Origin of the sequence: Clostridium tarantellae (assembly GCF_009295725.1) — a bacterium.
GTDB classification, from domain to species: domain Bacteria; phylum Bacillota; class Clostridia; order Clostridiales; family Clostridiaceae; genus Sarcina; species Sarcina tarantellae.
Genome location: NZ_WHJC01000082.1, coordinates 1 through 12,688, shown reverse-complemented (window position 1 = coordinate 12,688; position 12,688 = coordinate 1). Strand labels below are relative to the sequence as shown.

At 25.2% G+C, this 12,688-nt stretch carries 9 protein-coding genes; 5 read left to right on the top strand and 4 right to left on the bottom strand.

Going from position 1 to position 12,688, the window contains the following annotated elements; all coding sequences use genetic code 11:
• The first annotated feature begins 370 nt into the window (after window positions 1-370).
• The 4 genes from GBZ86_RS07415 (at window position 371) to GBZ86_RS07400 (ending at window position 5,881) form a co-directional block, all read left to right on the top strand.
• On the top strand, window positions 371-2,128 hold the full coding sequence (locus tag GBZ86_RS07415) for an SUV3 family DEAD/DEAH box RNA helicase (protein ID WP_152889248.1): 1,758 nt from the start codon (window positions 371-373) through the stop codon (window positions 2,126-2,128).
• A 104-nt stretch (window positions 2,129-2,232) separates the two neighbouring features.
• The gene (locus GBZ86_RS07410) at window positions 2,233-2,847 is read left to right on the top strand and encodes a DUF6143 family protein (protein WP_152889246.1); all 615 of its coding nucleotides are present in this window, start codon (window positions 2,233-2,235) and stop codon (window positions 2,845-2,847) included.
• A 203-nt stretch (window positions 2,848-3,050) separates the two neighbouring features.
• The gene (locus tag GBZ86_RS07405; protein WP_152889244.1) at window positions 3,051-4,229 is read left to right on the top strand and encodes an iron-containing alcohol dehydrogenase; all 1,179 of its coding nucleotides are present in this window, start codon (window positions 3,051-3,053) and stop codon (window positions 4,227-4,229) included.
• A 107-nt stretch (window positions 4,230-4,336) separates the two neighbouring features.
• Complete coding sequence (locus GBZ86_RS07400) at window positions 4,337-5,881, top strand: hypothetical protein (RefSeq protein WP_152889242.1); 1,545 nt, start codon at window positions 4,337-4,339, stop codon at window positions 5,879-5,881.
• 81 nt (window positions 5,882-5,962) lie between these two features.
• Here GBZ86_RS07400 and GBZ86_RS07395 read toward each other — a convergent pair whose 3' ends face one another.
• Complete coding sequence (locus tag GBZ86_RS07395; RefSeq protein ID WP_152889240.1) at window positions 5,963-7,522, bottom strand: FAD-binding protein; 1,560 nt, start codon at window positions 7,520-7,522, stop codon at window positions 5,963-5,965.
• A 352-nt stretch (window positions 7,523-7,874) separates the two neighbouring features.
• On the opposite strand from GBZ86_RS07395, the gene GBZ86_RS07390 reads away from it, so the two are divergent.
• On the top strand, window positions 7,875-8,201 hold the full coding sequence (locus GBZ86_RS07390) for a hypothetical protein (RefSeq protein ID WP_152889238.1): 327 nt from the start codon (window positions 7,875-7,877) through the stop codon (window positions 8,199-8,201).
• 100 nt (window positions 8,202-8,301) lie between these two features.
• On the opposite strand, the gene GBZ86_RS07385 is transcribed toward GBZ86_RS07390, so the two are convergent.
• From GBZ86_RS07385 to GBZ86_RS07375, 3 genes are all read right to left on the bottom strand, one after another.
• A complete protein-coding gene (locus tag GBZ86_RS07385) occupies window positions 8,302-8,919 on the bottom strand; it encodes a DedA family protein (protein WP_152889236.1) in 618 nt (205 codons plus the stop codon).
• A gap of 29 nt (window positions 8,920-8,948) precedes the next feature.
• Window positions 8,949-9,563 carry a DedA family protein gene (locus tag GBZ86_RS07380; protein ID WP_152889234.1) on the bottom strand — a complete coding sequence of 205 codons (615 nt, stop codon included), beginning with the start codon at window positions 9,561-9,563 and terminating at the stop codon, window positions 8,949-8,951.
• Between the two features lie 83 nt (window positions 9,564-9,646).
• Window positions 9,647-12,313 (bottom strand): cation-translocating P-type ATPase, encoded by a 2,667-nt coding sequence (locus GBZ86_RS07375; protein WP_152889232.1) that lies wholly within the window; start codon window positions 12,311-12,313, stop codon window positions 9,647-9,649.
• Window positions 12,314-12,688 lie beyond the last annotated feature (375 nt).

The following is a 12,688-nucleotide window of genomic DNA, read 5'->3' as shown; positions in this document are numbered from 1 at the left end:
GTTTTATAGAATAGCACCATAAAACCTGGTGGTTTTGTACCTAATGATGTAAGGTGCTTATTTTAAAAAAATATAAGGTATGAATTAAGTATAAATTTAATTTATGTATAGAAAAACTCTCATGAAGTAAGGTTTATGGGAGTTTTATTAATGTGGTTCTTAATAAAATATATTTTTAAGAGTTAAATTATTTACTAAACTAAATATATATTAAAATATGGTAATATAGGAAGAGAGAATAAATTTTTGAAAAATATAAATACTATATATTATGTTTTTTTATAGATAATAAAAAAATTCAAATATTTAAGAGTATTTATAAAAAATATAGTGTAAAGGTTGATATGAAAAAATAATATGGAGGAAAAACATGAAAAAAAATGCAGCACAAAGAGAGTTTAAAAAATTAAAAAGTCAAATTAATCAAATAGAAGAAATAGCTCATAACTCTAAATTAGGTGCTTTATATGAGCATGAATCAGCTGTAAGAAAAAAAATAAGATTACTTGAAGAAATAGAAAATGAAGGATTTAAAGACTTTAAAAGTTTATATGAAAGATATGAATCACTGTTAGAATATATATCTAAAAGATTATTAGATGATTATAATAAAAAAAATGGAACTAATTTTGAATTTTACGAAGTTATAAGAGCAAACCATAACAGTTTTATAAATTCAGGTTTTATGACTGTATTAACTAAGCATCACATTCCAAAAGTGATTTCAAAAGAGTTTGAAGAAAAATTTCCTGATAATCCTAAAAATGAATATAGATCAGCTAGAGTAAGAAAAAGAAAGTTTATAATACATTTAGGAGAAACTAACACAGGAAAAACTTATAATGCTATTGAAAGATTAAAAAGCGCTGATAAAGGCATATATCTGTCACCCCTTAGAATTTTAGCTTTAGAAAATTATGAAAAATTAAATTCACAAGGAGTTTTATGTAATTTATATACAGGAGAAGAAGAAATAAATATTCCTAATGCAACTCATATATCTTGTACCATAGAAAAGCTTAATATAAAAGATGAGTTTGATGTAGCTGTTATTGATGAAATTCAAATGATTAATGATAGTCAAAGAGGTGCCGCTTGGACTAGAGCACTTTTAGGATTAAAATGCAAAGAAATACATATATGTGGTGCTTTAAATTCTAAGTATATTTTAAAAAAAATAATAGAAGATTGTGAAGATGAATATGAATTTATAGAATATAAAAGAATGGTTCCTTTAGAAGTAGAATATAATAAATTTAATTATAATAATGTGCAAGAAGGAGATGCAATAGTAGTTTTTTCAAAAAAAAGAGTTTTAGAAATTGCACAACAATATTCAGATAAAGGAATAAAAACATCTGTAATATATGGAGATTTACCACCAGAAGTTAGAAAAATGCAATATGAACAGTTTATAAATAAGGAAACTAAAGTACTTGTAACTACAGATGCAATAGGAATGGGAGTAAATTTACCTATAAGAAGAATAATATTTTTATCAATAAAAAAATTTGATGGAGAGGAAATAAGAGAATTAACTTCTCAAGAAGTGAAACAAATAGCTGGAAGAGCGGGAAGAAAAGGTATATATGAAGTTGGATATGTAGCTTCAGTGGGAGACACTCAAAGTTTTATAAATGATAAAATTCTAGAAGAGGATGAAAAAATATTAGAAGCAGTAATTGCTCCTTCAGAAGCTATATTAAAAATAAAAAGTTTACCTTTAAATGAAAAATTAGCTTTATGGAGTACTAGGGAAGAAAAATTAGATTATTATAGAAAAATGGATGTAAGTGAGTATTTAATTATATTAGATAAATTAAAAAGATACAAATTAAAAGAAGAATTTCAATGGGATTTATTAAAAGTTCCTTTTGATGTTTCTAGAGAAGATTTAATGCAAACATTTATTAATTATGTAGAGGAATTATTTTTATTTAAATATGATAAATTAACAAAACCAGAATGTTATACTGGAGCTTTAGATGAATTAGAACTTTATTATCAAAAAATAAATATGTATTATTCTTTTTCAAAAATATTTGGATTAAATTTTCAGGTAGAATGGGTATATTCAGAAAGATTAAAAGTCAGTGAAGATATAAATAATATACTTTTAAGAATTTAAAATAATTTTATTTAATTAATAATAAGTTTTTAATAGTAACGTTACATTATCTAAATGAATAAAATATATAAAGTTTAATTTTATTAACAAAGGAAGTGTACGTTATGAGTAATGGACCATACTATTATAATGTTCAAGAAGGATATTGTGGCAGTAAGGAAGATTATTATGATAGTAAAGGACATGATCCATATAATATGTGGATAGAAAAATTAGAGAATTTAAAAATAATTTCTAAAAATAATATAGTTAATAAAAAAAATTATAAACACTTTGTAGGTAAAATTATATTAAATGGAATTGCACATAATAAATATTTGTGGGGTGGCATAGAAAATCCTATAAAATCAAAAGTAAATCTTTTAATTGATAATGAAATTATAACTAATTTTACTAAAGGTAAAATAATAGTAGAAACTTGGGTGAATACTAATTTTATTAAATTAGGAAAAAAGGAAGAGCAAGTTATATCTACAGATTTTACACATTCCAACAATGTAAATAGATGTAATTTGAAATATTCAAATAATTTAAATAATAAACCTAAAGAGGGGGTTAATCCTTCTATAGAAATAGTTTCAGCACAATCTACTTTATCTAGAGAACTAAATGGAAAATATATAATTCCTCCAGGTGGATCATATTTACTTTTAATTGAGCCAACATCTTTAGAAAAAGAAATAAATTTGTCCTTTTCATGGTGGGAGGAAGAATTATAGAAAGAAAGAACTTCTAAAATTAAAGTGCATTATTTTTAAATTTGTATTTTAATTTAGAAGGTCTTTTAATATATGGATAAATATAAATTTAAAATTTTTTTGTTTTAATAAAATTTTAATATTAAAGTAAATTTTGGATATACTAAATAATAATTTATTTAGCATATAGATAATTATAATTTAAAATTTACTGGAGGGTAAAAATGGAATTTAATTATTATATACCTACAAAAATATTGTTTGGAAAAGGCAAGTTGGAAGAATTAGGTAAGATTGAATTACCGGGAAAAAAAGCTTTAATTGTAATATCCAAAGGAAGAGCTATGGTTGATAATGGATATTTGGATAAAGTTAAAAATTTATTAAATATGAATAATGTAGAATTTAGTGTATTTGATAAAATATTATGTAATCCAATTAAACAACATGTTCAAGAAGGTGCAAAATTAGCTATAGAGAATAAGTGTGATTTTATTTTAGGATTAGGTGGTGGAAGTACAATAGATTCTGCTAAAAGTATAGCTATTATGGCTAAAAATCCAGGAGATTATTGGGATTATATTATAGGTGGAAGTGGAAAAGGAAAAATGGTTAAAAATGGAGCACTGCCAATAGTAGCAATAACTACAACCGCAGGTACTGGAACAGAAGCAGATCCTTGGACAGTTATTACTAATGAAAAAACAAAAGAAAAAATAGGATTTGGAATAAAGGAAACATTTCCTAAAATTTCTATAGTGGATCCAGAGCTTATGCTGACTGTACCAAAAGAATTAACAGCTTATCAAGGGTTTGATGCATTATTTCATTCTACAGAAGGGTATATTGCTTCAGTAGCTACCCCTATTAGTGATCTTTATGCTTTAAAAAGTATTGAATTATTGACTAAATACTTACCAAAAGTTATTGAAAATGGTGAAGATATAGAAGCAAGAACTAAAGTAGCTTTAGCTAATACACTTTCTGGTTTAGTAGAATCTACGTCTAGTTGTACATCAGAACATTCTATGGAACATGCATTAAGTGCATTTCATAATAATTTACCACATGGTGCAGGTTTAATTATGTTATCTGAAGCATATTATGAATTTTTTATGAATAAAGTTCCAGATAAATTTATAGACATGGCAAAAGCTATGGGAGAAGATGTAGATTCATTAAAAGATGAAGATAAACCTAAAGCATTTATTAAAGCATTAAAAAAATTGCAAAAAAAGTGTGGAGTAGATAATTTGAAAATGTCTTCTTATGGAATAAAAAAAGAAGAAATAGAAGATATGGGTCAAAATGCTAGAGATACTATGGGAGGATTATTTTATGCAGATCCATATATACTTAGCTATGAAGAAACAGTGGATATAATGAATAAAAGTTATAGATAACAATAGTTAGTAGAAATAAAATATATATTAAGTAACCATCTTTACTTAATAATCATATATTAAAGTAGCAAGAGAAATCTTGACTTTTATTTTAATAGGTGAATTTTATGTTTACAGATATGAATCAAACTGATATTTTAAATACTGGATATGTAAATATTAGAAATATGGGTGGATTTATTGCAATGTTTGAAGTTGACTATATGTTAAGTGGTCAACAGATTAAAAAGACAAGTAATATTATTACACTTTTTGGAAGTGAAAAAATAGAAATACCAGCAGAGGCTAATAATATATATGTAAAGGTATCTATTGCAAGTTCAGCTGATTCATGGTTTACAATTTATAATAATCATTTAGATAATATGGGAGTAATTGATTTAGAGTTAACAGGAACTATATGGGAACCTAATTATTATGCTATAACAGAAACACAAAAACCAGCAGGAACTTTTAAAGTTATTAATAATGGTGCTTTTACTATAAAATATAATATTCAATATCATTTAAATGGTATGTTATATTCATTAGATAGTGAAAACTTTTATTTAGGAATGACTAGATCTACTATGTTACCTAATAGAGCACAGGATATTAGTATTACTATAGATATGGATTCAACAGGGCTTGGTAGATGGTCAACTATTTATTCAGAAAGTTTTAAAGATACTCTTAATTTGATAATAACATTATCAGGAACTGTTTTTGCACCAGCAATAGATGTTCAAAAACAAGAAACAGAAAATATGGACGTTCCTCTTAATAGTGTACCTGTAAATGGAATGCCTATGAATACTAATCCTCCTCAACCAATACAGCCAGTAGCAAACAATATTTTAAAAGATGGATATGTAAATATAAGAAATATGGGAGGATTTATTGCATATTTTACTTTGAAATATAAGTTGAATGGAGAATTTTACAATGAAGATTCTAATACAATTCAACTTTTTGGCAGCGAAAAAATTGCAATACCAAGAAATGCTAATGATATTTATGTACAAGTATCAGTGGCTAATATGAGTGGCGAATGGGTACCAATTTATAATAATCATTTAACACAGGCAGGAGTAATTGATTTAGAATTAACAGGAACTATGTGGGATCCAACTTATTATGTAATAACAGAAACAAATTCGGCAGCAGTAGCTGCATTTAGTGTTGTAAATAACGGAGGATTTTTAACAAGATTTTCTATTAGATACTCTGTTGGAGAAGAAAATTTTATATTGAAAACTGGAAAATTTTATCTGGGAATGGTTAGGAAAATTATGTTACCTAGTGATGCTACAGATATAAATCTTACAATAGAAGCAGATGCTATTGGTATAGGAAATTGGTCAGAAATTTATAATGAAACTTTTAGTGATATTCTTAATTTAACAGTAACATTATCAGGAACTATTTGGTCACCTGGAGTATATGTTGATAAGCAACCTTTATCAGGTGATGAAAATGCATCACCATTAAATTCAATGCCACCAAGTATGTTACCAAAGAATCCAGTGGTAAAACCAGTACCAACAACTCCAACTAAGCCAGCAGAGGTTTGCCAATGCGCTAATGATGTAGATAATTTCTTTAAAAATTATATGTCTTTTATGGAACAAATGCATAATGAATTCATGAATCAAATGAAAAAACAAAGATAAAAGTTTATTAAAAAAAAGCTAAAAAGAAATATTTTTATCTCTTTTTAGCTTTTAAGTTTTATTTAAGCTTTTATAATATAATTAATTTTCAATGTAGTGACTCCCTAAAGAATTTTCTCTATTAATCATGGATTGTAATAATGTTTGTCCAAATTTTAAAAAGCTTTTAGCTTGTATTTTAGTTATTATATATTTTTTATTGAAATTTTCATTAAATGTAAAATTACTATTATAATATAGATTGCTCATTAATTTAGAGTAATTAATTTTCAGATTTTCAAGAGATTCTTTATTTCTTATTATAGCAGTATTATCATATAAAGAAGAACGAACATAATTTATAGCTTCTTTTGCTTTTAATTCATCTATTTTTAATACATCTTTAAAGAAATCATCAATATAAGGAAAAATATCTATAGTATTATCAATTTTTTTATTTTTAATATGTTCTTTTGCATTTTTAGCTGCAATTCTACCAAAAACCATAGCTCCAACAGTAGAAAGTCCACCTATTCTATCAGAGCCATGTATTCCACCAGTAGCTTCACCACAAGCAAATATTCCAGAAACAGAGGACTCAGATTTTTCATTTATTTCTATTCCGCCATTACAAGCATGAGCGGAGTGCACTAAATAAATTTTTTCATTAATATCTCCATACATATCTTTAAGCCATTTAAAATAATTATATATTAATGTATCATTAATAGTTTCTATGTTATCAGGATAATAAAAATATACTTTTTCATCACTTTTAACATTCTCTTTAAAAATATGAAAATCAATATTTTTACAATCCATTCTAGAAGTAAAAGGAGCGTAAGTAGAACGTTTTTTTAAGTAATGTTTATCCTTTAAAGGAATAACATCACTTCCATATTTATTTAATAAAGTTATGTATTGGTAAGCTCTTTCGTTAAATACAGCTTTATATTTATTACAATAACTAGTAGGGATAAATTGTATAAATTCTAAATTAATCATTTTACAACCAAGTTTTTCAGCAAAATAATGTATTATAGGAGTATTTTTTTCTAATGAAAAACTATTGCTATATAAAGAAGTATAACCACCACTTGCTATTATTAATGCTTTACAACGAATAAAAGTAAAGTTTTCATCCTTATCTATCATTAGTAAACCTTTACTAGAGTCGTTGAAATTAAAAATATCTAATACAGTACAATGATTAAATAATTGAACATTTTTTTTTGAAAATAAATTATTAAAAATATTTTTAGCAGAAGTAAAATCAAATCCTTTCCATACACGTCCTTTATAATCATAGCAAGGAATTACCAATTCATTATTAAGAGAATTTTTTAAATTTACTCCTAAATTAGATAAATTTAAAATTTCTTTTTCTGCATTATTTATTAATATTTTTGTAAGACTTTCATTATTAATGTTACCTCCTACATCTCCTATAGTTTTTATAAAATCTTTTTTATCTTCTTCATTTTCAGCATAAACCATGCCAAGACCCCAGGTATTTGGGTGAAAACTAGCACCATGACAAGTATCACCAGTAGTTATTATACCTATATCTATATTATTATTTTGCAATTCACTACAAGCAGTTAATCCTGCTAAGCCTGATCCTATTATTACAATGTCTTTAAAGACTTTATTAATTTCCATAATTACTTACTCCTTTGAATATTTAGTGTGTTATTTTAATAAACTTTCTATTTAGATTAATTAAATTTAAGATGTTTAAAAACTTATATTTACATATTTAATAATGTGAAAACATATTGAAAAAAGCTTTATAATGATATGGTATTTAAATAATTTAGAAATAAACTTTAAAATCCTTATACAATAAATACAGTATAACACAATTAAATGTTTACATTAAGAGGGAATTTAAATTTTATACTTTATATGCAATGGAGTAGTTATAAATACACTTTATTTACAAATGTTAAAAGTGTATAATATGCTTATTATGGAAAAAAATGTTGGTTTGATTTTGTTGAAGGGAGAATTTATGAATAATTTAATTACTAGTTTGATTTTTATTTTATTAGGAGTATTTAATTTTTTTATAGGAAAAAAAATTAAAAAAGAACAAATTATAGGTGTGATATCTGGATTTGATAAACAAAAAGATGATCGAAAAGTATTATGTGATTTAATAGGAAATAACTTTATGGCAATGGGGGTTTTAGGAATATTAATTTCTATATTTTATATGACAAGAATTAGTAAAATATCTTTAGGAATGTTTATATTTCTTTATGTTTTTATGATGATAATAACAATTATAAATATAGCATTTAAATCAGATAAATATAGAAAAAAAGGTAAATTATAAATTATACTAGGATTTTTTGAATTTTATAATTAAAAGTAATTAAAAATGCTTATTATATAAGCAACATTTAATTTTTTATATAATAAGCATTTTAAAAATTTTAATTATTATTTTTTTTCTTTTTAAATTTTAAGTAAAGAAAGATTATTAAAATTATACTTAAAATTAGAATACATAAAATGTTATATTTTTTAACTAAAGAAGATATTACAGTTAAATTATCTCCTATAAAGTAACCAGCTAAAATTAAAGTTCCATTCCATAATAGTATTCCTAAAGAAGTGTAGGTAATATAAACTATTAAAGATAGTCTTTCAACCCCAGCTAAAATAGAGACAGCAGTACGAGTCATAGGAATAATTCTAGCTAAAAGAACTGTTATTTTAGCATGTTTAGAAAACCAAAATTTCAAATCTTTAAATATTTTTGTACTTTTTGGTCGTCTTCTTTCTATAGAATTAATAAGACAATTACCACCGAAATATCCAACTGAATAGCAAAGAATAGAGCCTGTAAGTGCTCCTAAAGTACTGCAAATTAATACACCTAATAAACTAAATTCTCCATGAAAAGCAGAAAAGCCTAGAAGAGGAAGAACAATTTCACTGGGAATAGGTATAATAGAATATTCTAAAGTAACTATAATATAAATACCAATATAACCTAATTGACCAATAAAAGCTATTATTATATTTACTATTTCATTAATATGTTCCATAAAATCACCTGCTTATTAAAATGGAAGAATCAATTATTTTTTTTCTTTTTATGCTTTAAATACCATAATAATATTATTAACAAACCTACAATTATAATACAGTATAAGCTATATTTGCCAATTAAATTGGTTATAGTATTAAAATTATCACCTAAAAAATATCCTAAACCAATTAATGCACCATTCCATAGAAATATTCCTATAGATGAATACATTAAAAATATATTTAATTTTAATTTTTCAGCACCAGCTAAAATAGATACATAAGTGCGAATGAAAGGTAAAACTCTAGCAATTAATACAGCTAATTTTCCATATTTTAAAAACCAAATATTTAAAGTTTTAATGGATTTTTTAGTACTAGGAAATTTTTTTTCTATGAAATTCATTAAAGGTATACCACCGAAATATCCAATATAATAACATATTATACAGCCTATTAAACCTCCTAATAAGCTGAAAAATAGAGCACCAATTAATGAAAATTCTCCAAGAGAAGTAGCTATTCCAATAAAAGGTAGAACAACTTCACTAGGTATAGGAATACAAGTATATTCTAATGCAACAACTATAGTTATACCAGTATAGCCCATAACTCCAATTAAATTAGTTATTATATTTATTAATGTAGTTAAATTTTCCATGAAATCGCCTACTTTTTTCATATTTTATTTTATAAAATACCAACTAAGAAAATTAATAATCTTAGTTGGTATAAAAATTAAAATTAAGAAGCAATTTTCTCTTTAACTTTTTTGTCTTTAGGAGAATTTTCTATTGATTCTTTTCTTTCAAATGAATGATGTAAAAATTTAAATCCTTGTATTATTATAAATGGAATAAGTGAAAGTCCATATATTATAAATAAATTTGTAAGTGTAAGAGGTTCTACTTCAAATATTACTCTTAATGGAGGAATAAGTAAAACAGCATTTAATAATAGGAAACCTATTCCAAAAGCTTGCCATAAATATTTATTACCTAAAAGAGCAGTTTTAGATAATACATGATGTGTAGATTTACTATTAAATCCATGTACAAGCCTTGATAGACATAAAGTTGCAAAGGCCATAGTACTTGCTAGCATAGAACCACTTTCTTTTAAACCAATATGGAAGGCTATCATTGTAACAATACCTATAATTAATCCCTCTACAAATACATTAGTTATAAATTCTTTAGTTAATATAGATTGTTTTACATCTCTAGGTTTTTCTTTCATAACATCATTGTTATGAGGTTCTAACCCTAAAGCTATAGCAGGAAGACTATCAGTAAGTAAGTTTATAAATAAAAGATGCACAGCAGCAAATGGAACTGGTAAAGCTAATATAGAAGCATATAAAACTGATAAAATACCAGCTGTATTACCAGATAGTAAAAATTTAATTGCATTTGTGATATTAGTATATATATTTCTACCATTTGATATAGCTTTTACAATAGTTGCAAAGTTATCATCAGTTAATACCATAGATGCAGCATCTTTAGCAACTTCTGAGCCGGTTATACCCATTGCAACACCTATATCAGCTTGTTTTAATGCTGGAGCGTCATTAACTCCATCACCTGTCATAGCAACTACATTACCTTTTTCTTGCCAAGCTTTAACTATTCTTATTTTATGTTCTGGAGATACTCTAGCATATACAGAGTATTTTTCTACTACATCTTTAAGTTCTTTATCACTTAATTTATCAAGTTCACGCCCTTCAATAGCTTCAGTATCATATTTTAATATGCCTATTTGCTTTGCAATAGCAGAAGCTGTAATTTTGTGATCACCTGTTATCATAATAGGCTTTATACCTGCTTTAATACATTCTTGAACTGCTTTAGCAGATTCTTCTCTTGGAGGATCCATCATAGAAATTAAGCCTATAAATGTTAAGTTATTTTCATCTTCTATGTTTATATCAGTATGAGAAATTTCTCTAAAACCAAAAGCTAAAACCCTAAGACCTTTTTCAGAAAAACTTTTATTTACTTTTTCTATACTTTCTTTTTCTTTGGATGTTAAAGGAAATACTCCATCAATAGTTTTAATATGAGTTGCTTTATTAAGCATTACATCTAAAGCACCTTTAGTTACAAGTATATTTTTTCCATTTAAATTATAAACTACACTCATTAGTTTTCTATCAGAATCAAAAGGTATTTCACCTAATCTTGGATAATCATCTCTTACTTTTAATTCATCTAAATTATACAATTCTCCAAGATTTATAAGAGCAACTTCAGTTGGATCACCTAATTCTTTTTCCGGAGTAGTAACAGCATCATTACAAAGTAAACTCATAAATAATAAGTCTTTTTCAATATTATTATTTAGATTTAATTCTGTTGCCTTAAAAATTCTATTATTAGCATATAATTTTTTAACAGTCATTTTATTTTGAGTTAAAGTACCTGTTTTATCAGAACATATTATAGAAACACTACCTAAACCTTCAACAGCTTGAAGTTTTCTAATTATAGCATGTTCCTTTGCCATTTTTTGAGTTCCTAAAGATAGAACTATAGTTACAATAGAACTTAAAGCTTCTGGAATTGCTGCAACAGCTAAAGCAACAGCAAACATAAATGAATCAATAATAGCTTGACCTCTAATTATATTCACTATGAAAACAGCACCACAAATTATTAATATAACTATAGCAAGTTTTTTACCGAAGTTATCAAGATTTATTTGTAAAGGAGTTTTCTTTTCTTTAGTATCTTTTAAAAGTTGAGCAACTTTACCAAGCTCAGTATTCATTCCGATAGCAGTTATTATTACTACAGCTCTACCATAAGTAACAAGGCTGCCAGAGTAAACCATATTTTTTCTATCTCCTATAGGAATATCATTACCATGAATTATTTCATCACTTTTTAATATACTTTCAGATTCACCAGTTAAAGAACTTTCATTAACTTGTAAACTAAAATTTTCAATAATTCTTCCATCAGCAGCAACAAAATCACCAGCTTCTAAATAAACAATATCACCTACCATTACTTCACGAGAAGGGATTTCCGTTTTGTTACCATTTCTTATAACCTTAGCAGCAGGAGCAGATAGTGCTTTTAAACTATTTAAGGATTGTTCAGCTTTAACATGTTGTACTGTGCCTAAAATTGCATTTATTATTACAACAACAAAAATTACTATTGCACTTTCAATATTATTTAAAAACATTGAAATAGTAGCTGCAATTAAAAGAATAATTACTAACATATCTTTAAATTGCTCTAAAAAAACAGTAAAAGTACTTTTCTTTTTACCTTCTTGAATTTCATTATAACCGTATTTTTCCCTTAAATTTTTAACCTGTTCATTGGTCAATCCATTAGGAGTCACATTTAACATGGTCATTAATTCTTCTTTAGATTTTTCATATGCATTTTTCATAAAATTTCCTCCTATTATAATATTCTTGTATAAAAAAACAAGACCTTTAATATAATCTCAAAAATTACAAAAAAATTGAGATTATATTAAAAGTCTTGTAACCAAAAAAATTGGTGTATAATACCAGGCTAAATGCCGCGATGTTGATATTATAACTTGTAACTACTCCCTTTTAATATGATTTTATTACTTTAATATAATGATATTGTAATCATTGGAAAAAGTCAATACTTTTCCATAAGAAGTAATTAAAATAATTTATTTAAAATCCAATTAAAAATTATAATATAAATTTATAGTATAACTTTTAATTGGATTTTAATATAAAAAGTTATTTTTTTGTAAATTTATTATATTCTAATTCATCAGATATAC

Coding starts and splice junctions, on each gene's coding strand:
- GBZ86_RS07415 (WP_152889248.1), top strand. CDS start 371: ATGAAAAAAAATGCAGCACAAAGAGAGTTTAAAAAATTAAAAAGTCAA.
- GBZ86_RS07410 (WP_152889246.1), top strand. CDS start 2,233: ATGAGTAATGGACCATACTATTATAATGTTCAAGAAGGATATTGTGGC.
- GBZ86_RS07405 (WP_152889244.1), top strand. CDS start 3,051: ATGGAATTTAATTATTATATACCTACAAAAATATTGTTTGGAAAAGGC.
- GBZ86_RS07400 (WP_152889242.1), top strand. CDS start 4,337: ATGTTTACAGATATGAATCAAACTGATATTTTAAATACTGGATATGTA.
- GBZ86_RS07395 (WP_152889240.1), bottom strand. CDS start 7,522: ATGGAAATTAATAAAGTCTTTAAAGACATTGTAATAATAGGATCAGGC.
- GBZ86_RS07390 (WP_152889238.1), top strand. CDS start 7,875: ATGAATAATTTAATTACTAGTTTGATTTTTATTTTATTAGGAGTATTT.
- GBZ86_RS07385 (WP_152889236.1), bottom strand. CDS start 8,919: ATGGAACATATTAATGAAATAGTAAATATAATAATAGCTTTTATTGGT.
- GBZ86_RS07380 (WP_152889234.1), bottom strand. CDS start 9,563: ATGGAAAATTTAACTACATTAATAAATATAATAACTAATTTAATTGGA.
- GBZ86_RS07375 (WP_152889232.1), bottom strand. CDS start 12,313: ATGAAAAATGCATATGAAAAATCTAAAGAAGAATTAATGACCATGTTA.